Source organism: Neorhodopirellula pilleata (genome assembly GCF_007859915.1).
Lineage (GTDB): Bacteria > Planctomycetota > Planctomycetia > Pirellulales > Pirellulaceae > Rhodopirellula > Rhodopirellula pilleata.
The window spans coordinates 1-20,240 of record NZ_SJPM01000029.1 but is presented as its reverse complement, the minus strand read 5'-3'; the positions used below and the strand labels follow the sequence as shown (position 1 = coordinate 20,240).

Below are 20,240 nucleotides of genomic sequence, written 5' to 3'. Positions count from 1 at the left end.
ATCGGGATGACGCTCCTCGGCTGATTTTAGATCGGCATTCTTGATCAACCAATCGTTAACCCAACCGGTCGGTAGCGATGTGGTAGTGCGGGTCTTCACTGACGTTGATCTCGACCAAGTCACCCGCCTTATCGAGCAGGTCGCGGCACTCTTGGCTGAGGTGCGTCAGGTGCAATCGCTTGCCCGCGTTTACGTACTTCTCGGCGAGGTTGTTGATCGCCTCGAGACCTGATTGGTCATAAACCCGCGTGTAATAGAAATCGATCACCACGTCGTCGGGATCGCTCGCGACCTCGAACATGTCTTTGAACGAGGCAACCGAGGCAAAGAACAACGGGCCGTGCAACTGGTAGATCTTGCTGCCGTGTTCGTTGTACTTCACGTCGGCGGCGATGTGCGTGGCATGTTGCCAAGCGAACACCAATGCCGAGACGATCACTCCCAAGATGACCGCCGACGCCAAGTCATGCATGAAGACCGTGTAGCCGGCGACCAAGACCATCACAAACATGTCGCTCGAGGGCATCCGCCGAAACATTCTCAGTGACGCCCATTCGAACGTCCCGATCACGACCATGAACATCACGCCGACCAGAGCCGCCATGGGGATCTGTTCGATGTACGGTGCCAAAAACAACACGAACAACAGTAAACAAACCGCCGCCGTGATCCCCGACAAACGGCCTCGTCCGCCGGAGTTCACGTTAATCAAGGATTGGCCGATCATCGCGCAACCACCCATTCCACCGAAGAATCCGCAGACGAGGTTAGCAACCCCCTGCCCGATGCATTCTCGGTTGCCTTGGCCGCGGGTTTCGGTGATCTCGTCGATCAAAGTCAACGTCATCAACGATTCGATCAACCCGACACCGCACAGCACGATCGCGAACGGGAGAATGATTTTCAACGTTTCGAAATTCAGCGGCACGAGGGCGTGTTCCAAAAAGAACGGCATCGGCAATCCGCCGCTAATGCTCGAATCAACTTCCGGAATCACCACCGCCGGTGCGTCGGCGGTTTGCGGGGCCGGGCCCATCACATGAGGATTCACCAGCGTCGGTTCGAGCGAATCGATCGGGTTGATCGCTTGAACGCTGACAAGCGTCGTGGGGGGAGGCATCGATTCATCGATCATCTCAGTCTCGAGAACGCGGTTCTCGACAACGTTCTTTTCAATCGTGATCGCGTCGATCGCCTTGCGATCGTCGGCGATCATGGCGGCTTGCGTGTTCGTGCGTAGCATGTCACCGACGGTCGCAAGGATATTCTCTTTGGATTCGGTCATCATCGCCTGATTGATCGCCAACGACAGCATCGTCACCGTCAAGATCGCCGCCAATGAGGCCGGGACGGCTTTCGTGATCTTGGGAAGGAAATAAATGATCGCCATCGTCACCGCCACCAACGCGAGCATTAGCATCAGGGGCGTGCCACCGAGATAAACGAGATCACCGGTCTGAGAAAGCGTCTTGAAACTGCCCAACTGAGCCAAACCGATCACGATCGCTAAACCATTGACAAACCCCAACATCACCGGGTGCGGTACCATGCGGATCAACTTCCCCAAACGACCGATGCCGACGGCGATTTGAAAGACGCCGCACAGGATCACGGTGGGGAAGAGGTACTCGACACCATGTTGAGCGACCAGAGACACAACGACGACAGCCATCGCACCGGTCGCGCCTGAGATCATGCCGGGACGTCCGCCGACGACTGCGGTGATCAGCCCCAGGAAAAAAGCCGAATACAAACCGATCAACGGCGAGACCCCGGCGACGAACGCAAACGCGATCGCTTCGGGTACCAGAGCCAGGGCGACCGTCAACCCGGAGAGAACGTCGTTTTTGATCGAATTGGATTGTTGGGCAAAGAAGTTCAGCATGGGGGACGATTGAAACGAAAAATCGGAAGAGTGGAAACGGGCGGAAAACGCGGCACAAAACGTCGGCGGGCCACTGTCATAATCGTCCGTTGGCCGAGGTCAACGTCGGATCCGCTGACCAAGCATCGGTCCTGAAACCCGCCTAGGACAGCCCGATTATGATTGGGTGAGTGCTGGCCCCGCTAATCCGTTACAGTGTTGGGCATCCCCGCGAACCCGCCCGATTTACCTTTAGAGGTTTTGATTGATGATCCCCAAAATTTTCTCGTACTCTTTTCGATTTCAGTGTTCCCTTCTGTTCGTTCTGGTGGGGGCGGTGACGGCCGCTTCGAGCGCTCGGGCGGATACACCGGAAACCCCAACGACCGAGTCGACTTCAGCGGAATCGACGTCTGCCGTTTCGGTGCAAATTTTTGATACCAAAGCCCCCGGCTGGCAGCAATTGAAAGGCGATGATTTCGAACGGGTTAACGGCGATGACAAGACACTCGTTTTTGATGGCGGCGAAGCGCTCGGTAGCGGCACACCGATCGGCGTCACCCGTACTAAGAAACAGTACCGCAACTTTGAGTTGGTCATCGAGTGGATGCACTTGAAACCGGGTGGCAACTCGGGCGTGTTCGCCTGGGTGCCGCCGTCAGCCCTAGAAGACTTGCCGCCCAACCGGCTGCCCAACAGCGGAATCGAGATTCAAATGCTCGATCACGATTACGCTCGGCAATACACCGCGAGTACCGGTAAAGAGCCAACTTGGTTTACCTCCCATGGCGATGTGTTTGCGGTGGGACGATCGGCGATGCAGCCGTTTGACCCCAAATCACCTGACGGGCACCGCAGTTTTCCGTCGCAAGAAACGACTCACGGCAGCGGCAATTGGAACCAATACTACGTCCGGGGGATCAACGGCGAAATTCGCTTGTGGGTCAACGGCGTCGAAGTCTCCGGCGGCAACAGTTGCCAGCCGAGCGAAGGTTACCTGTGTCTCGAATCCGAAGGCAGCCCGATCCGCTTCCGAAACATCTTCGTTCGAGAACTCCCGTAGGCTCGGTCGCAGCGATAGCGAAGACCCGGCAATCGATCAAGCCAATTGCATCGGTAACCCAAACCCAAACCCAAACCCAAACCCAAACCCAAACCCAAACCCAAACCCAAACCCAAACCCAAACCCAAACCCAAACCCAAACCCAAACTTAAACTTAAACTTAAACTTAAACTTAAACTTAAACTTAAACTTAAACCCTCTTCCCTCCAGCACGAGGCAGCGATCCGCGAGCGGGGCTCAACGGGGGTTTAAGTTTAAGTTGAGGTTTAAGTTTAAGTTTTTGGGGTGAAGAACCGGGATTGATAACCAACAACCAACAACCAACAGCTAACAGCTAACAGCCAACAACCAACAGCGATCCTGCCGGGTCTTCGCTATCGCTGCGACCCAGCCTACATTAGGTAGGCTGGGTGGAGGAGGCTTTGCGACGAACACCCGGCGGGCACCCATTACCGATGGCTGCTTCTTGCCGGGTCTCCGCTATCGCTGCGACCCAGCCTACATTTTTACTCGGCTAGCTCTTCGAAGAGCTGTTGCAAACTACGGAGGTGTTCGTCGGTTTCTCGTTGGATGTCGGTGATGCTTCGCCATGCTTGCGTGGCGATGGGAGCTTGCGATAAAGCTTGCGAGCCGACCGGAACGGTTTCGAAGTTTTCGAACGCTTCGCTGCGTTCAAACCCGCGTGCGATACGGCTCGTGCCGTCCGCGCCGGTCCACTGCGTCAACGACTCGGTCGTATGCCACTGGCCGTTCGGATCGTCGACGTAGATGCGAACGGTGTCGTCGCCTCCCTGGGAAGCCGTTGCTTGGACGCTTTCAAAACCGAGGGCACTGGCCCGATAACCACTTCCGCTGATCAGCGATCGTGTACTTGAGATTGACATTACGTCATCGGCGGCGCTGTCGCCCAAGTCAGCACGGTCATGGCCGCCGTTTTCTGCGTACGCGAATACCCGCTCGAAACCGAACGCGGCTTGGAAATGATCGCCACCCCGGAGTGAACTGAATTGTGGCCGGATGACGAGTTGGTCGTCGTGAATCGAATCGGTCAGATGCGCCGTATCGTTACCGCCGGCGGTCGCGTACACGTACAGTTTGTCGACCTGTTCGAGATGAAACTCGAACCCGATGCCGGTGAGTTGCGCACGGTCTGGACCGGATCGTAACTCGTCGTTCCCGTCGGAATCGTAAAGCGTCGCTCGGTCTTCGCCGCCTTCACCGATAAACGTGACGTTTTCGAATCCGCGAAGTTCCAACGTACCTCCGGCGAACGTCAACAACGAACTGCCGGCGTTGGCACCGGTCGTCGGACGAAGAGTGAGTTGTTCATTGCCCGTCGATCCGAAGATTTGCAACGTGTCACTGCCTGAGCCGGCATCGATCACGATCGGATCACCCGACTGCGAACCGATCAATCGGTAGGTGGAGGAATCCGGATCGAGTGGATTGTCACTCAACAGCACATCGCCTCCGTTGACGATCGCCCTCAGATCGATTTGCAGTCGATCGCCGTCGGTGGACCCCTCGTAGCGATCGATCGTAGGCATGGGCGTTGGGACGCTCGGACTTGGCGTTGAGTTCTCTCCTTCCCCAGGATCCGCCAAGTGGCCAAAGTCGACGGCGGCTTCGAGGTCGAGCGATTGATACGAGATCCCCGTGGCCGGATCGACCCGTTGAACCGATGTGTCTTGAAGACGCTGCAGGATCGACTCAGAAGTGGCTTCGAGTCCGGCTTGCTGCATCGCCTGACGCACCAAGGCGGACGCCGCCGCGACTTGAGGACTGGCCATGCTCGTGCCGCTGAGCGAACTGTAGTCGTTGAGGTATCCGTCGTAACCTTGGATGTGCTCGGGCACACTGCTTTGTAATCGCTGTCCTTCGGCGACGAACATCCCGTCCGCCCGTTGGGAGAAACCGCTTAGATTCCCGTTGGTGTCGACCGAACCGACGGCTGAAACCCAAGGGCTCGAGGCCGGGTACATCAAATCATCGGCACCAGGGCTCAAGTTAAGTTGACCGTTGCCGGCAGCCGCAAAAACAAGGATGTCGCTTTCGTAGAGCAGTTGCAATTCGTCTTCGAGCAACGAGTAAGCGTACTCCCGATTCAAATCCGTCAGTTCGGTGCCGAGAGAAAGATTGACGGTCGTGATCGGAAATTCGAACGAATCTTGGTTGTCGTAAACCCACCTCAGCGATTGTTCGATCCAACTGAGGTTCCCCGCGCCGGCGTCATTGAAAACTCTCAAGGCGACCAAGTCGGCCCCCGGAGCGACGCCGCGAAAGGTGTTTCCGTCGATCGTTTCGGTGAGCCCGCCGGTTAAGCCCGCGACGTGAGACCCGTGATAGCCTGCCGGTGCATCGTCGTAGGGGTCGGCATCATTTTCGGCAAAATCCCAACCGCCGACAACGCGGTAGCCCGGACCGAACCCACCCGAGCGGCCGTTCTCGCCAAAGGCGTGATGGTCGTACGCGATTCCGGAATCGATCACCGCGATGGTCTGGCCGGCACCGTCCAACCCGGTCGCCGCAGCCACCCGAGCGGCTTGTTCGAGCAGCGAACTGCCGTTGCCCGAGGGATCGAAATTCAACGCCGCCTGTGCGAAGGCTTGGTCGAGCGACCCCGCCGTATCGGTATGCAGTCCGGTTTGAATCGGAATTTCAAGCGGCAAATGAAGTTCCGCCGGGCAGGTCGGCGACGCCTCGGCCCAGGGATCAGTTAGCGGATCGGCCAACGGCGCTAACCAAGCCCCCATCAGACTCGCCGACAGTGCCAAACGCGTTTCGCAGGTTTCGATGCCCACGGGAGAGGCATCGAGATCGGTGAAAAGAGTACTCATGCGGAACCCTAGGTCAAAAAATCGGGTCAAGCCATCGGAAGATCGACCGATTTTGCCTAACCCGACCTTCGAGATTCCTCATCGAGTTGGTTAGTCGATTCGTCCGAATGAGAACCACAGTCAGCGATTCGCGCGACCGGCGTGGACTGACTTGGAGACCCGTGGGAGCGACTAGTCAGGGTGGGACGACGATGCCATTGAAACGACTTTGGAATTCACTCTGCGGACGCTCTTCTGAAACCCAGACGGCGGCTAAACCGTCGGTCGACGCAGCTCCCGCCGAAAAAGCGGCGACAAAGCCGCTTGCCGGCGCGGTACCGAAGCCCGCCAAAGCCTCGGCACCTGCAACCGTCACATCGTCAAAACCGGCCGCCACGTCGTCAAAACCAGCCGGCGAGCAACCTCGACGTAGCGTATTGTCGATGCTCTCACGCGGTGAGCACGACGGGCTGATCAAGACCATCCGGCAACACAATCCAACAAGCATCTTGGAAATCGGCGTCGGCGACGGCTCGCGGATGACCGCGATCCTGACCGCACTCGCTCCAGCCCCTCAAAATAACGCCACCGAGAGCGGCGCCTCACCGATCAAGGCCGCCGTCATCGATCAATTCGAGCTGGGCAGCGGCAAGGTCGCTCTTCGCGATTACCATCGACAACTCAACGGGTTGTCTCAGCGTCCGGTGATCTTCCCAGAACCGATCGGCCGAGGTTTGGTAAGCGTCGCTAACCGATTGGGGAAGATGGACGTTGTGCTGATTGATGCATCCGTTTTCGCGAGCGATCAAACACAGCTCGCCAACGAATTGCAGTCCACTATCGGCAAAGTGCTCCACGCCAGCAGCGTCGTGTTGAGCAATGAATCGGGCAAATGGTCGGTGCGAACGTTTGAAACCAACCAAGCCCAACGGCGAGCCGCCTGAACGAGCCGTGCGCGGGGTTTCGGAGATTGCAGAACGGCTTTCGCCGAGTTCGGACGTTTCCGACGGTTGACTGTTCGAGTATCTTATCAAGCTGGCAGATCCAATCGACTGCCGTTTTGTTCCTACTCAACAGAAAGACGACATCTATGTTCCGCACTGCCTTCTTGCCTGCCTACGTCCTGCTGGCACTGACCATGGTCGGGTCGAATGCCACGACCGCTCACGCCCATTGCCAAGTTCCCTGTGGAATCTACGGCGATCAACTACGCTTTCAACAAATGCTGGAAGATCAACAGACGATCGCAAAAGCACAAACATCGATCAATGATTTGTCCTCCGGAACTCTCGACGCACAAGGACACAATCAACTCGCACGCTGGGTCGTGACGAAAGAGGAACACGCACAGCGTATCCAAACGACCATCGCCGAGTACTTTCTTGCGCAGCGCATCAAGCCGGATGCGAGTAATTATGCCAAGACGTTGATGGCCGCCCACAAGGTGATCATTGACGCGATGAAATGCAAGCAATCCGCCGACCCGTCGACGGCTGAGATGCTCAAAGCGTCTGTCCTCGATCTGTACCGAGCATATGAAGGCAAGGAGCCTCTGTTCGAGCATACCCACTGAGGTTCTTGAGTCCTACTCTTCTCGAGGTGCGTCTCGAAATCGCTCATGGCACGCTTTGCAATTGTCGGTGATTCGTCTGGCATGCAAGGGGATGCTTTCCGGTAAGGAAACATATTTTCCGTTCGCATGCCAGTTCGAAAGCAGCGTCTCGAGTTCGCGGGCCGCCGATTCCGAATCACGCAGCATCCGTTTGAATTCTGCGGGCTCATGTTCCACCTCCGGAGTCCGCAACATCTCGGTGAAATGCTCTCGCAGTAACAGGGCCTCATGAGGCGGATCGAGGTCGGGGTGTTGGGGCGGTGCCCGCCAACCGGACTTCGCGATAAGGTTGATGTGTTCGTGCGTATGGCCCAACGCAACCATCGCATCGGCCATCGGAGGAACTGCCGCGACTTCAGGAAAGTTTGGCTCGAACGAATCGAGTTCCGTTTCCGCGATCGGGCGTGTCCGCTGAGCCGATCGGAACAATCCGACGTAGTGCTTGTTCGTGCCGGCAAGTTCCAAAATCTTGATCGCGTCTTTCGGCTCAACGAGTCCCGCCGCGACGCACGCAACGCTCGCCGCTGCGGGACTGCGATGTTTTCCGTGATGACAATGAATGTAAACCGGACCATCGAGGGATCGAACCGCTTTGGCGAGTTCCATGACACGCGACTGCGGCACGCCGTCATAGCCGTGGGGCAGATGAACATAGCGAAGCCCATACTTTTTGGCCGTCTCCACGTCGGGCTTCATTCCATCGACGCTGATGATCGTCTTCACTCCAAGCCGCGTGAGTTCCTCGAACGCCTCGTCGCCTTCGGGAAGCCCGCCGGAGATGACATTAACATGAACTTGCACCGGATTGGGCAGATGTGCCGCCGCGAGTCGCAGGGGAAACGGATCATTCTCTTGCCCGGTGACGTTCGATGTTGCCAAACACACGATCCAAGCGATGCAAACGAGCCCACATCGACGATAGCCTGATCCCGGTGAAAAAACGTGAATGTTTTTTTGCAACTGCCTATGCATCATGAATCGAGGGGCTGCCGGATTCGACGACCAACTTGGCCCGTGAGGTGGTCGTTCCGCCGGGTTGGGTGACTTGGTCGACGACGCGATAATCCGCTTGCCAATCATTCGGAGTGACGTCGCAAAGGATGTAACCTCGCTGCAAATTGTGGAACTTGACACAGGGATTGGCACTGAGCAATTGATCCATGTTCTCGGGGGCGTCGACACCATTGCCACCACTGCTCAGCGAAGTGGCTACGAACTCAGTCGCTACCGGCGATTCGTCGGCTTGGCGGTCGTCGACACGCAATTCGTTTGCGAAGTTGCAATGAATGTCGCCGGTGAGCACGACCGGATTGCTAATGCTTCGGTCTCGCATGAACCGCATCAACTCCATCCGCTCGAACGAATAGCCCGGCCATTGATCCATCGAATATTCGGGATGCTCGACATCGCCGATGCGATTGACCATTCCCATCATCACCTGCTGAGCCAATACGTTCCACGTCGCCTGCGAACGCAACAAATTTCGGTACAACCAACCGCGTTGTTCCCGTCCGAGCATCGATTGGGTTTGAGCCAGCGCCTCGTCGTTCAACGATGATCGCCGGTCGTCGTTGGGCTGATCGGTGCGGTATTGACGTGTGTCGAGGACTTGAAAATCGACCAGCCGACCGAACTTGGATTGGCGATACAAGCGCATGTCTGCACCACGAGGCATGCACGTCGATCGGATCGGCATCATCTCGTAGTAGGCTTGGTAGGCATTCGCCCGCCGAGCAAGATACGCCACAGGATCGACACCCGCTTCTTCCGAAATCTCGCCGGCGCAGTTGTTATCGAATTCGTGGTCGTCCCAAGTCACGATCCATGGGGCGGCCGCGTGCATCGCATTGAGCAGTGGATCGAGTCGATATTGGGAATGACGAATCCGGTAATCGTCTAACGATTGAATCTCGTTTCCGATATGCGTGCGTACTTTACCGTTTCGGCCCGCCTCATACTCATAGATGTAGTCACCTAGGTGAAACACCAGATCGACTTCGTCACGGGCCATCTGCGCGTAGGCGGTGAACCAACCTTGCTCGTAGTTCTGGCACGAGGTCACCGCAAAACGACAGCGGTCAGGCAGCGTATGCGGGGCAGGCATGGTTCGTGTTCGTCCGACGGGACTGACCGCATTTCCAGCGCGGAAGCGATAGAAGTACCAACGATCTGGTTCTAAACCATCGACCTCGACATGCACCGAATGGGCGAGTTGCGGAGTCGCCGTGTGGGTACCGCTGGCAATCGTTTTCGAGAACCACACATCATCGGCGACCTCCCATTGCACGTCGATGAACCGTGGTGGAATGCCTCCGCCTGGTTCGAGTGGCGACGTTGCCAGTCGAGTCCACAGCACAACGCTTTGATGATCCGGATCACCTGATGCCACGCCGAGTAAAAAGGGATCGTCTTGCGACCGGAAAGGTTCATTGGCCGTTGCCGCGGAAACGGACATCGCGTAGGCCGACAGCCCGGACGCAAAGTGCATGAAACGGCGTCGGTTGAAGCCGTTTTGGTAGTCACTAACCGGTAGAGAAAACGCCATGGAATCGGGTTCCTTCAAAAAACCGGCGGGCAAGAACCACACGAAGCCCTAGGCGATGATTTCCTTGACCACGCGACTCGGTTCGACGCCGGTGAGTTTTTGTTCGAGGCCTTGAAAAGGGAAAGTGAGCTTCTTGTGATCGACCCCTAAAAGATGCAACATCGTGGCGTGCAGGTCGCGGACGTGAACCGGGTCGGCGACAACATTGTAGCTGAATTCGTCCGTTTCACCATAACGCATCCCGCCCTTGATTCCGCCTCCGGCGAGGAACGCGGTGAAGCATCGTGGGTGGTGGTCGCGTCCGTAGTTGTCGTGGGTCAGGGTGCCTTGGCAATAGACCGTTCGCCCGAACTCCCCGGCGAAAACGACGAGCGTGTCGTCGAGTAATCCGCGTTGCTCCAAATCAGTTAGTAGCGCCGTTGTCGGTTGGTCGACGTCGCGGCATTGCCCCTCAAGGTTCTCGGGTAACCGCGTGTGGTGATCCCAACCGCGATGAAACAGTTGAATGAAGCGGACGTCGCGTTCGGCCATGCGTCGGGCGAGCAAGCAGTTCCGGGCATACGACCCCAGGTTGTTAACCTCCGGGCCATACATCGCAAGCGTTTCGGGGGTCTCGTCAGAAATATCGGTCAATTCGGGAACCGACGTTTGCATTCGAAACGCCATCTCCTGTTGCGCGATCGTCGTCTGGATCTCAGGGTCCCCGATTTCGGTGAAGTGTTTTTGGTTCAGTTCACCAAGTGAATCGAGCATGCGGCGTCGAATGCCCGGGTCCACTCCGGCCGGATTGGACAGAAACAAGACCGGATCGCCGGTCGTTTGGAAGCTGGTCCCTTGATGCTTTGACGGCAAAAAGCCGCTGCCCCACAATCGGGAATAGAGCGCTTGCACGTTCACCTTGCCGCTCCAATAAGCCGACGGCATCACCACGTAATCGGGAAGGTCTTTGTTGAGCGTTCCGAGTCCATAGCTGAGCCACGCGCCCATGCTCGGTTTGCCCGGGATCTCCGAACCGGTACAAAAGGACGTCTTGCCGGGGTCGTGGTTGATCGCATCGGTGTTCATCGAATCGACGAAACACAGTTTGTCGACCTGGCTCGATAAATGCGGCAACAGTTCGCTCATCCACAAACCGCTCTCACCCTTGCGTTCGAACTTGAACTTACTCGGTGCAATGAGTTGTTCTTTTCCCTTTGTCATGGCGGTCACGCGCTGACCGTTGCTGACCGAAGCGGGAAGTTCTTTTTTGAACTGTTTTTCCAATTCCGGTTTATAGTCGAACAGATCGACTTGGCTGGGCGCACCGGCCATGAACAGAAAGATCACACGTTTGGCTTTGGGAGCAAAATCACAACCGGCCGGTAGGCTCGGTATTGAAGTGCGGTTGGCCGCGCCGACGAGCGAAGCCAACGCGGCCGTGCCCAGCCCCATGCCCGCATTGGTCAGGAAACGCCGTCGGTTAGCAAGCATTTCGATGGGATCCATCGCTAGTCCTTTGTCTTGGTGATATCAAGGTTGTACAACGTGTTGCCGACGATCGTCCAAGCCGCCAATTCGGCTCGCGCGGCTTGGGTACTGCCCACTTGGGAGTTGCCAGCTTGCGAGTCGATCTGGACGCCTTGGCAAAGGGCGTCGGCGAGTTGTGGCGATTCGGTATAGGATCGTTTCAAGTCAGTGAGCAAGGATTCCAAAACAGATCGCTCTTGGGCGTCGGGCAATTTCGCAGTGACGGTTTCCCAGATGTAGTCGATCCGCTGGTCCGGTGACTGTGTTAGTGTTTTTTCGGCCAGCCGTCGAGCAGCTTGCAAATACTGCGATTCGTTGAGCAGTAGCAAAGCTTGAGTCGGCGTGTTGGTGCGTTCGCGTCGGGCGATACATGCATCGCGGATCGGCGCGTTGAGAATGGTCATTTGCGGCGGTGGCATCGCCCGTTTCCAAAACGTGTAAACGCTGCGGCGATAGATCGCATCGCCCTGGTCAGGCTTGAAGGTCTCGCCGATCATCGAGACGGCTTTCCAGAGCCCTGGTGGTTGAGGCGGCTTGACGCTGGGGCCAAGCATCTTCGGTGACAACAAGCCGCTCGTTGCGAGAATCTGGTCTCGGATCACCTCGGCATCCAAACGATATCGCGGTCCACGAGCGAGCAAGCGATTGCCGGGGTCTTCTTGAAACGTCTCCGGGCTTGCGTGAGAAGCTTGACGATAGGTTCGCGAACTGACGATCTGCTTGATCAACGCCTTGGTGTCCCAACCCGACTCCATGAACGTGACGGCCAGATCGTCTAGCAGTTCGGGGTGGCTGGGGACCTCTCCTTGGTTGCCCAAGTCCTCGGCCGTTTTACTCAGTCCCACACCAAAGAAGAGTTGCCAGAACCGATTGACGGCCACCCGAGCGGTGAGCGGATGCCGCGAATCGACCAACCAGTTCGCCAAATCCAATCGCGTCGCGACCTCACCGGTTTTCTCCAGCGGTGGCAGGAACGCCGGTGTCCCTCGCTCGACGCGTTCCCCTGGTTGATCATACTGGCCACGCAGCAGGATGAACGTTTCACGAACCTCTTCACGTTCTTTCATCACCATCGCCCGGGGAATGGCGTCTTCGAGCTTGGCGAGCTCGCCCTGGAGCGTCTTGAGTTGTTGCTCCCGCTGGGCCTTCGCTTGCTCGATCGCCTCAACCGAGACCGCACCATCGGCTGCGGGTTCAACGGTTTGCTTCTGCACGTCGGCGATCTGCTCGTTGAGCCGAGCGAGTTGCTCGTATTGTTCCGGTGTGCCTAAACGAATGAAAGGTTCTTGGATACCGTACTTCGGGCCGGCACTGGTTTCCGGAGCGGCGTCGATGTTGTTGAAGAACGCGTAGAGAGAATAGAAGTCTTTCTGAGTGATAGGGTCGAACTTGTGATCGTGGCACTGGGCGCAGTGAACGGTCAGCCCCATGAAGGCCGTCCCCACCGCCGTCACGCGGTCGATGACGTTCTTCGTAAAACTTTCCTCCGGCAATGCCGTTCCACGGTCGATGATCAGGTGCAGACGGTTGAAACCCGACGCCACCAGTTGATCGGTAGTGGGTTCGGGGTAAAGATCACCCGCCAATTGATAACGCACGAACTCGTCATAAGAAAGGTTATTGTTGAATGCGTTGATCACCCAATCACGATACGCGACGTTGTTTCGGTAAAAGTCTTTGTGCATCCCATTGGTATCGGCGAATCGAACCAGATCGAGCCAATGGCGGGCGAGATGTTCACCGAATTGAGGACGAGCCATCAATGTGTCGATCGTTTCTAGCCAGACTTGTTCAGGTGCCATCGCATATGCCTCGATGAACGAACCAACTTCGTCTCGCGTCGGCGGAAGTCCGGTAAGGTCCAACGTCAAGCGGCGAATCAATGTTCTCGGATCCGCGTCCACGGAGGGACGTCTTCCGATTGACTCAAGCTTCTTCTTCACATGCGAGTCGATCGGGTGGTTGCTCCAAGCCGGATCCTGGACTTCAGGCGGAGCCGATTTGGTCGGCGGTTCGAACGCCCAAAACGCATCATACTCCGCACCGGATTCGATCCAGATCCGGATCAATTCTTGCTCTTTGGCCGAAAGCGGCTTGAGATGTGATTCCGGCGGCGGCATCAACATCGAATCATCATCCGACGTGATCCGGTTCCATAATTCGCTGTCTTCGACCGAACCGGGCTGGATCGCAAAACCGATCGCCGCTTCGTCGCCGGTCGCGACGTCCAAACGCAATCCGGCTTCACGTGTTTCCGCATCAGGACCATGACACGCGAAACAACGAGACGAGAGCAACGGACGAATATCGCGATCGAACGAAACCCCCGGTCTGGGGTCATGCTCCGCCGCAACGACCGACCAGTGGAAAATCAGAAATGCACCTAAAAGTGCGGTTGGATGAGGGAGAACGCGTGACATTTCGACAAACAAGCCCGGGAACGAGACTGGTGATTTCTTGTCCTTCGATCATACACGTCCATTCAATTGCATGCCTCCCTTTTTAAAGCGGCATTTCTTCTCCTGTGACTCTTTTCATTTACCGTCGGACAACTTCTTAGGCGACCAACGATCACCAGAAAAGCCATTATCCTGGCATCGCGTCTTGAGTCACAAACCAAGTTGGTGATTGGATCAATTGAGATGGATACCGCTCGACCTGAGCGGCAACGAGCTGATCCGCTTCGGTGCGGTTCGGGTCGGATTGCCATACCCGAGCTAAGGCGTCCCGCTTGTTCGCTCCGGCGATCAAAAACCAACGCTGCCTTGCCGAATTGATCGCCGGTGCCGTGAGGGTGTAACGGTATGCCTCGAACTTCGGCACATAGTTGGCGACAAACCAACGTTCGTTTTCGCTGATCGCGGCGGTGTCCGGGAATAGGGACGCGGTGTGGGCGTCGTCACCCATCCCCAATAAGGCCAAATCCCACTGCGGGAACGCTTGTCCGTGGAAAACATCCTTTAGCTTGGCTTCGTACCGATCGGCCGATCGGACGGGATCGTTGGTGTCCACGGGGACCGAAAACGCGTTAGCCTGCGCCGAGGGGAAATGGTCCAGTAACGCTTCGCTGACCATCCGGAAATTGCTTTCGTCGTGATCGTGAGGCACATTGCGTTCGTCGCCCCAGTACCATTCGATATGGTCCCAATCGAGTTCACGCTTGGCCAAAAGTTCGTATAGGCGTTTGGGTGTCGAACCGCCCGACAGAGCGACGCGAAACGTACCACGTTGCGAAATCGCTTCGGCTGCGGATCGACAAAAAGCATCCGCCACCGCGACCGAAAGCTCGTCCAGGGAGGGGAAAACGTGCAGCGGTGAATTGGTCATCTGCGGTGGCCAAGAGTGGAATCAAGTCAAACGGTTTGGCGTGGTCAACGACCGGGCACCAGTCAGAGTATCCGAACCCAACCCATTGTAAAAAACAAGGGGAGCCCGGTGGCCGTATCCTATTTAAGCAGCAACCAGGAAATCCGCGTCAAATGGTCGCCCCTCGGTTGGATCGGCCCATTAATCGTTAAGTCGATCGTCCAGGGCACGAGAGTCGCGTCTCGTATTTCCCTGAAAGATTTTGATTCAGTCGGCTATCTCCTTTGAAAGAATCAGTCACGGTGGACACGGTCTCGTGTAGACTGTCCGACGTGGAATGATCGCGACGTGATCGCCGCTGCGTTGACTGCGCTCCCCACCCAACATGCCCACCTCCCATGCCAACGACATGCATTGCTTGACCTCCCTTCGAGTTGTTTGCCTCATCGCGCCGTTCGGGTTGATGACCACGTCCGTTGTGCCGCTCGGCGCGTTCGCGACCGCTAATGAAATTTCCAGCGACTACCGGATCGATTTCAACGAACACATCCGTCCGATTTTCAATGCTCACTGCACGGCCTGCCATGGCGGCGTGAAACAGGCGGGCGATGTTTCGTTTGCTTACAAGGATCGCGTCCTGCCTCCCGAAGGCTGGATCGTCGAACCGGGGGATCCAGACGCGTCGGTTTTAATCGAGCGTGTCATTTCGGACGATCCGGATACCATGATGCCGCCGCCGGATCATGGAAAGCGGCTTTCGCAAGACGAAGTCAGCAAGTTGCGTCGATGGATCGAACAAGGCGCACCGTGGAGCAATCACTGGGCGTACGAAAAAGCCAAGCCACAGCCGATCCCCAATGTTGTTCAAAGCGACTGGTGTCGCGATCCGCTGGATCATTTCGTGTTGGCTAAACTGCAAGACCGATCCATCGCACCGTCACCCGAAGCGACTCCATCGCGATGGCTCCGCCGCGTGTCGCTGGATCTGACCGGCCTACCGCCGCAGCCCGATGACCTGGATGCCTTCTTGTCCGCCGTGGAAACCGAAGGCGATGCGGCCTACGAGCAGGAGGTCGATCGCTTGCTCGGCCATTCCGGATTTGGCGAACGCTGGGCGAGTGTGTGGTTGGACCAAATTCGCTATGCCGATTCCAAAGGTCTGGGTTTGGACGGACGTCGTAACGCGTGGAAGTACCGCGATTGGGTGATCGATGCGTTCAATCGCGACTTGCCGTACGACGAGTTCACGATCGCTCAAATCGCTGGTGACTTGCGCCCCGACGCGACGATGGAAGACTTGATCGCGACGGCCGCGCATCGAATGACCCAAACGAACGAAGAAGGCGGGACCGACGACGAAGAGTTTCGAATCGCGGCAGTGCTCGATCGCGTCAACACGACCTGGCAAGCTTGGCAAGGCGTGACGTTCGGATGCGTGCAATGCCACAGCCATCCGTACGATCCGTTCGAGCATGATGAGTACTATCAATTCGCGGCGTTCTTCAACAACACGTCCGATAGTGACCTCGGTGAAGAATGGCCGACCCTTCAGGTTCCGATCGATCCCAAGGATTACGACAAGGCGACGGTACTCGATCGATCGATCAAGGAGTTGGAACGATCGATCTGGCAGCGTGAAAGCGTCGCCCTGAATAACAACGAATTGTGGCAACCGCTGCTCGGTATCGAAGCGTCGACTAATAATCAAACCCGCGTGGACGTTAAACGAAACGATGATCGTGACGAGTTCTTCACCGTCGGCACGGTCTCCGGCAATACGGACATCACCGTAGAGGCTCCGCTTGCCGAGAACTTCCAACGTTTGACCGCGATCCGCTTGACCGCCATGCCGCTCGAACCCGAATCCGCAGTAACCGATTCGGAATGGGGATTCGTGTTGGCTCACTGGCAGGTGGAAATGATGGTGCCCGGAAGTGAAAAGCCACAGGAACTCGAGTTTACTCGCGTGATCGCCGACGAGCCGCATCCATTCGACGATCCGGCACGATCACTCGACGCCAAATCCAACCGCGGCTTCTCCGCGTACACCCGCATCCATTACCCACGCCAAGCCGCGTTCGTCTTGAAGGAGCCGGTTGCTGTGCAACCGGGCTCGACGATTCGCGTCCGATTGAAGCATCGGATCAACGCGTTGGGCGCGTTCCCATTGATCATCCGCCGCGGTCATCTTTCGGTTTCCGGCGATGATCGCTGGGCCGAAATGGAGGCGGATGCGAAACTGCGCACCGACCGCGCGGAACTTGCCAGACTCAAGTCGGAACGTGGGAAGATTCGTTCGACCAGTTTACCGGTCTTGGCCGAACGGGAACCGCATTTGGCTCGCCCTACCAATGTATTCATCCGTGGATTGTTTCTTACTAAAGATAAGGAGGTCTCGCCGGGAACGCCGGCCTCGTTGCCGCCGTTGGACGCGAGCGGAAAGGCCGATCGGCTCGCTCTGGCGCAGTGGTTGGTTGACGAGTCCAATCCGCTGACCGCTCGTGTGGCCGTTAATCGTGTCTGGGCTCAGCTATTTGGTGTCGGGATCGTGGCGACGGAAGAGGATTTCGGATCATCCGGCGAGCCGCCGACACATCCGGAGCTACTGGACTACCTATCACTGCGTTTTGAAAACGAACACGATTGGAAGTTCAAATCACTGATCCGCGAACTGGTGTTGTCGAGCACCTACCGGCAATCCTCGGCGTATCGCGAAGACTTGGCCGATCTTGATCCGAACAACCGTTGGCTTGCTCGCGGTCCCAAGCACCGGCTCGATGCCGAAACGGTTCGCGATCAAGCACTCGCGTTGTCGGGATTGCTCAGCCCCGCGATGCACGGCCCGCCCGTTCACCCGCCGATCCCCGACGGGGTTTGGAAACCGTTCGAAGGCGGTGACAAATGGTCCACACCTTCAACAGAAGACGGCGATCGTTATCGACGTTCCATTTACACGTACACCAAACGCAGCATCCCGTTCCCAATGTTCGCGGCATTCGACGCACCTTCGAGGGAACTCTGTACGCCGCGCCGGTTGCGATCCAACACGCCCTTGCAGGCACTGATGATGCTCAATGACGCGACCCTCGTCGAGTGCGCTACCGCGTTCGCCGATCGAATGCAAGCGTCTGCACCGGAGACTCGCGACCAGCTCGCCAACGGTTTTCGCATGGCGACCTGCCGCGCCGCGTCGGATGCGGAGCTCGACGAGTTGGTCTCCCTGCACACTCAAATCGGAAGCCTTTCCGGGGTCGCCTCGGTACTGCTGAACTTAGACGAGGTATTGACGAAATGATTCAAAACGAACTTCAACTCCGCTCGCTCGAGCACGCCACCCGCCGTCATTTCTTGCAAGAGTCGACGATCGGACTCGGCGGTCTTTGGCTAGCGATGCAAGGCCGAGCGTCGGCGGATTCGTCGTCGTTGCCCCAGCATTCAGCGGACAATCCGCTCAGCCCGATCGCACCGCCGATGCCGGCGAAGGTCAAGCGAGTGATCTTCCTGCACATGATCGGTGCGCCAAGCCAATTGGAACTGTTCGACCACAAACCCGACTTGAAACAACTCGACGGCAAGGATTGTCCGCAATCATTTCTCGACGGCAAACGGTTCGCGTTCATCCAAGGCACGCCCAAGATGCTCGGCCCCCAATACCCGTTCGCCCAACACGGCGAATCGGGAGCCTGGGTTTCGGATCGGTTGCCGCATTTTGCGAAACACGTCGACGATGTCTGTTTCATCAAGTCGATGCAGACCGACCAGTTCAACCACGGTCCGGCGCAGCTGATGGTTCACACCGGCCAAACCCGCATGGGAAACCCGTCGATCGGCTCGTGGGTGACGTGGGGGCTGGGCAGCGAAAATGAAGACTTGCCTGGTTTCATGGTGCTGTTGTCCGGTGGTCGCCAACCGCGAGTCGGCAAGGCCTTGTGGAGTTCGGGATTTTTGCCGTCGGTGTATCAAGGGATCCAGTGCCGATCCAAAGGCGATCCGGTACTGAATATCTCCGACCCGCAAGGGACGACGCGCGACGCCCGACGGGCAATGCTCGATTCACTCAGTCGGCTCAACCGTCAATCGCATGAACAATTCGGTGACCCGGAGACGTTAACTCGAATCGCGCAGTACGAGATGGCGTTTCGGATGCAATCGGCGGTACCCGAGGTCATGAACATTGTCGACGAACCGGCGGACGTCCTGGAGATGTACGGTGCCGAACCGGGCAAGGAATCGTTTGCCAATAATTGTTTGCTGGCACGCCGCTTGGCCCAACAGGGCGTTCGTTTCATCCAGCTCTATGATTGGGGATGGGATTCGCACGGTTCGTCTGAAAGCGAAGCGCTCAATGTCGGGTTCAAGCACAAGTGTGAACAGGTCGACAAACCGATGGCAGCGTTGCTCGCGGACTTGAAACAAAACGGAATGCTCGATGACACGCTGGTGATCTGGAGCGGTGAGTTCGGCCGGACGCCGATGCGAGAGAATCGGGGCGGCACGGAAATGAAATTCGTCGGCCGCGATCACAACCCCTCGGCGTTCACACTGTGGATGGCCGGCGGCGGCGTCAAGCCGGGATTCAGTTACGGAGAAACCGACGACGTCGGGTACAACGCCGTGACCGACCCCGTTCAACTTCGCGATTTTCACGCGACGTTGTTGCATTTGCTCGGCATCGATCACTCGCGATTGACGATCCCGTTCCAAGGTCTCAATCAAAAACTAACCGGAGTCCAACCGGCTCGAGTGATCAGCGAGATTTTGGCGTAGGCTGGGTCGCAGCGATAGCGGAGACCCGGCACGGTGGGGCATTCACGATCGGACCGATCAGTCAGATCGGTTGTATCCGACCGATTTATCCAACCGTTAACCGGCAGCCCGCTACTTCCCCGCCAACGATCTCGGCGGCAAACCGGCCGAACGCAACAATCGGTTCAAACCGGCAAGGGTTTGGTGCCACGACCTCAACACCTCCGGGGTGCCCACGCGAATCGCGTCGTCGCGACCGAGCCCCTGTTCGCTGACTCGTATTTCCGGTGCCAGCGTCAACAACGCCTCGACCGCCAAGTGACCGTAGCGGTCCGAATCGGTCAGCCCCGCGTCGTCGTAAATCCACAAATGCGGTCGCATGGCGGTATCGATCAGGTGCATCGCCGCGGCCTCGGCGTCCATGGCTTCGACAATCACCCAACGACGTCCACACTCAACATAAAACTTGGCCATGGGAGGCTCCTCTTCCGTGAAGTTTGCGATTTGGGAACACATGCGGTCTCCGACAGGAAACCGAATCGGCCGGTCGGATCGGGAGGTTCCTGCCGGCTGACGTGAATTAAGATCGCAGGGCCCCGGACACGTTTGGTCACACGCCCGAAAGGCCCGCAAAAAGCCCCCGGGTGCAGGCACACTAATCGGTGACTAGGTCATCGCAGGCAGCCTATCTTTCTTGGATTGTCGCGTGTAGTGGGTTCCTGGGCGAGCCGCAAAGTGGTCGGCAAGCTCGCTGCCGTCGCTGATTACGGCGGCTCGCAGAT

The 20,240-nt window shown here is 57.2% G+C and carries 13 protein-coding genes; 5 read left to right on the top strand and 8 right to left on the bottom strand.

The window, feature by feature from the left end; genetic code table 11:
- Positions 1-55 precede the first annotated feature (55 nt).
- The gene (locus Pla100_RS28685; protein WP_146582548.1) at positions 56-1,885 is read right to left on the bottom strand and encodes a SulP family inorganic anion transporter; all 1,830 of its coding nucleotides are present in this window, start codon (positions 1,883-1,885) and stop codon (positions 56-58) included.
- A 247-nt stretch (positions 1,886-2,132) separates the two neighbouring features.
- On the opposite strand from Pla100_RS28685, the gene Pla100_RS28680 reads away from it, so the two are divergent.
- Entirely contained in the window at positions 2,133-2,927 is a 795-nt protein-coding gene (locus Pla100_RS28680) for a 3-keto-disaccharide hydrolase (RefSeq protein WP_146582546.1), read from the top strand.
- 506 nt (positions 2,928-3,433) lie between these two features.
- Here Pla100_RS28680 and Pla100_RS28670 read toward each other — a convergent pair.
- On the bottom strand, positions 3,434-5,764 hold the full coding sequence (locus tag Pla100_RS28670) for a S8 family peptidase (RefSeq protein WP_146582544.1): 2,331 nt from the start codon (positions 5,762-5,764) through the stop codon (positions 3,434-3,436).
- A gap of 107 nt (positions 5,765-5,871) precedes the next feature.
- Between Pla100_RS28670 and Pla100_RS28665 the strand changes: the two genes are divergently transcribed.
- Both Pla100_RS28665 and Pla100_RS28660 read left to right on the top strand, forming a co-directional pair.
- Entirely contained in the window at positions 5,872-6,687 is an 816-nt protein-coding gene (locus tag Pla100_RS28665; RefSeq protein WP_231603749.1) for a hypothetical protein, read from the top strand.
- 146 nt (positions 6,688-6,833) lie between these two features.
- Complete coding sequence (locus Pla100_RS28660) at positions 6,834-7,316, top strand: superoxide dismutase, Ni (RefSeq protein ID WP_231603748.1); 483 nt, start codon at positions 6,834-6,836, stop codon at positions 7,314-7,316.
- Between the two features lie 12 nt (positions 7,317-7,328).
- Here the strand turns inward: Pla100_RS28660 and Pla100_RS28655 are convergent, their stop codons facing one another.
- The 5 genes from Pla100_RS28655 to pgl all read right to left on the bottom strand — a co-directional run bounded on the left by Pla100_RS28655 (position 7,329) and on the right by pgl (position 14,733).
- Complete coding sequence (locus Pla100_RS28655) at positions 7,329-8,234, bottom strand: protein-tyrosine phosphatase family protein (protein WP_146582542.1); 906 nt, start codon at positions 8,232-8,234, stop codon at positions 7,329-7,331.
- 85 nt (positions 8,235-8,319) lie between these two features.
- On the bottom strand, positions 8,320-9,900 hold the full coding sequence (locus Pla100_RS28650) for an alkaline phosphatase D family protein (protein ID WP_146582540.1): 1,581 nt from the start codon (positions 9,898-9,900) through the stop codon (positions 8,320-8,322).
- 48 nt (positions 9,901-9,948) lie between these two features.
- Positions 9,949-11,370 (bottom strand): DUF1501 domain-containing protein, encoded by a 1,422-nt coding sequence (locus tag Pla100_RS28645; RefSeq protein ID WP_231603747.1) that lies wholly within the window; start codon positions 11,368-11,370, stop codon positions 9,949-9,951.
- Positions 11,371-11,387: 17 nt separating this feature from the next.
- Positions 11,388-13,826, bottom strand: coding sequence for a DUF1553 domain-containing protein (locus tag Pla100_RS28640; RefSeq protein WP_146582536.1), 2,439 nt, complete (start codon positions 13,824-13,826; stop codon positions 11,388-11,390).
- Between the two features lie 166 nt (positions 13,827-13,992).
- Complete coding sequence (gene pgl, locus Pla100_RS28635) at positions 13,993-14,733, bottom strand: 6-phosphogluconolactonase (protein WP_231603746.1); 741 nt, start codon at positions 14,731-14,733, stop codon at positions 13,993-13,995.
- A 442-nt stretch (positions 14,734-15,175) separates the two neighbouring features.
- Here pgl and Pla100_RS28630 point away from each other — a divergent pair, with 442 nt between their 5' ends.
- Together Pla100_RS28630 and Pla100_RS28625 are read left to right on the top strand one after the other, a co-directional pair.
- Positions 15,176-18,007, top strand: coding sequence for a PSD1 and planctomycete cytochrome C domain-containing protein (locus Pla100_RS28630; RefSeq protein ID WP_231603745.1), 2,832 nt, complete (start codon positions 15,176-15,178; stop codon positions 18,005-18,007).
- Complete coding sequence (locus tag Pla100_RS28625) at positions 18,004-19,479, top strand: DUF1501 domain-containing protein (RefSeq protein WP_146582532.1); 1,476 nt, start codon at positions 18,004-18,006, stop codon at positions 19,477-19,479. Before Pla100_RS28630 ends, Pla100_RS28625 begins: the two co-directional genes overlap by 4 nt.
- A 111-nt stretch (positions 19,480-19,590) precedes the next feature.
- On the opposite strand, the gene Pla100_RS28620 is transcribed toward Pla100_RS28625, so the two are convergent.
- Positions 19,591-19,932, bottom strand: a complete 342-nt coding sequence (locus tag Pla100_RS28620; RefSeq protein ID WP_146582530.1) for a hypothetical protein — start codon at positions 19,930-19,932, stop codon at positions 19,591-19,593.
- Between the last annotated feature and the right edge of the window lie 308 nt (positions 19,933-20,240).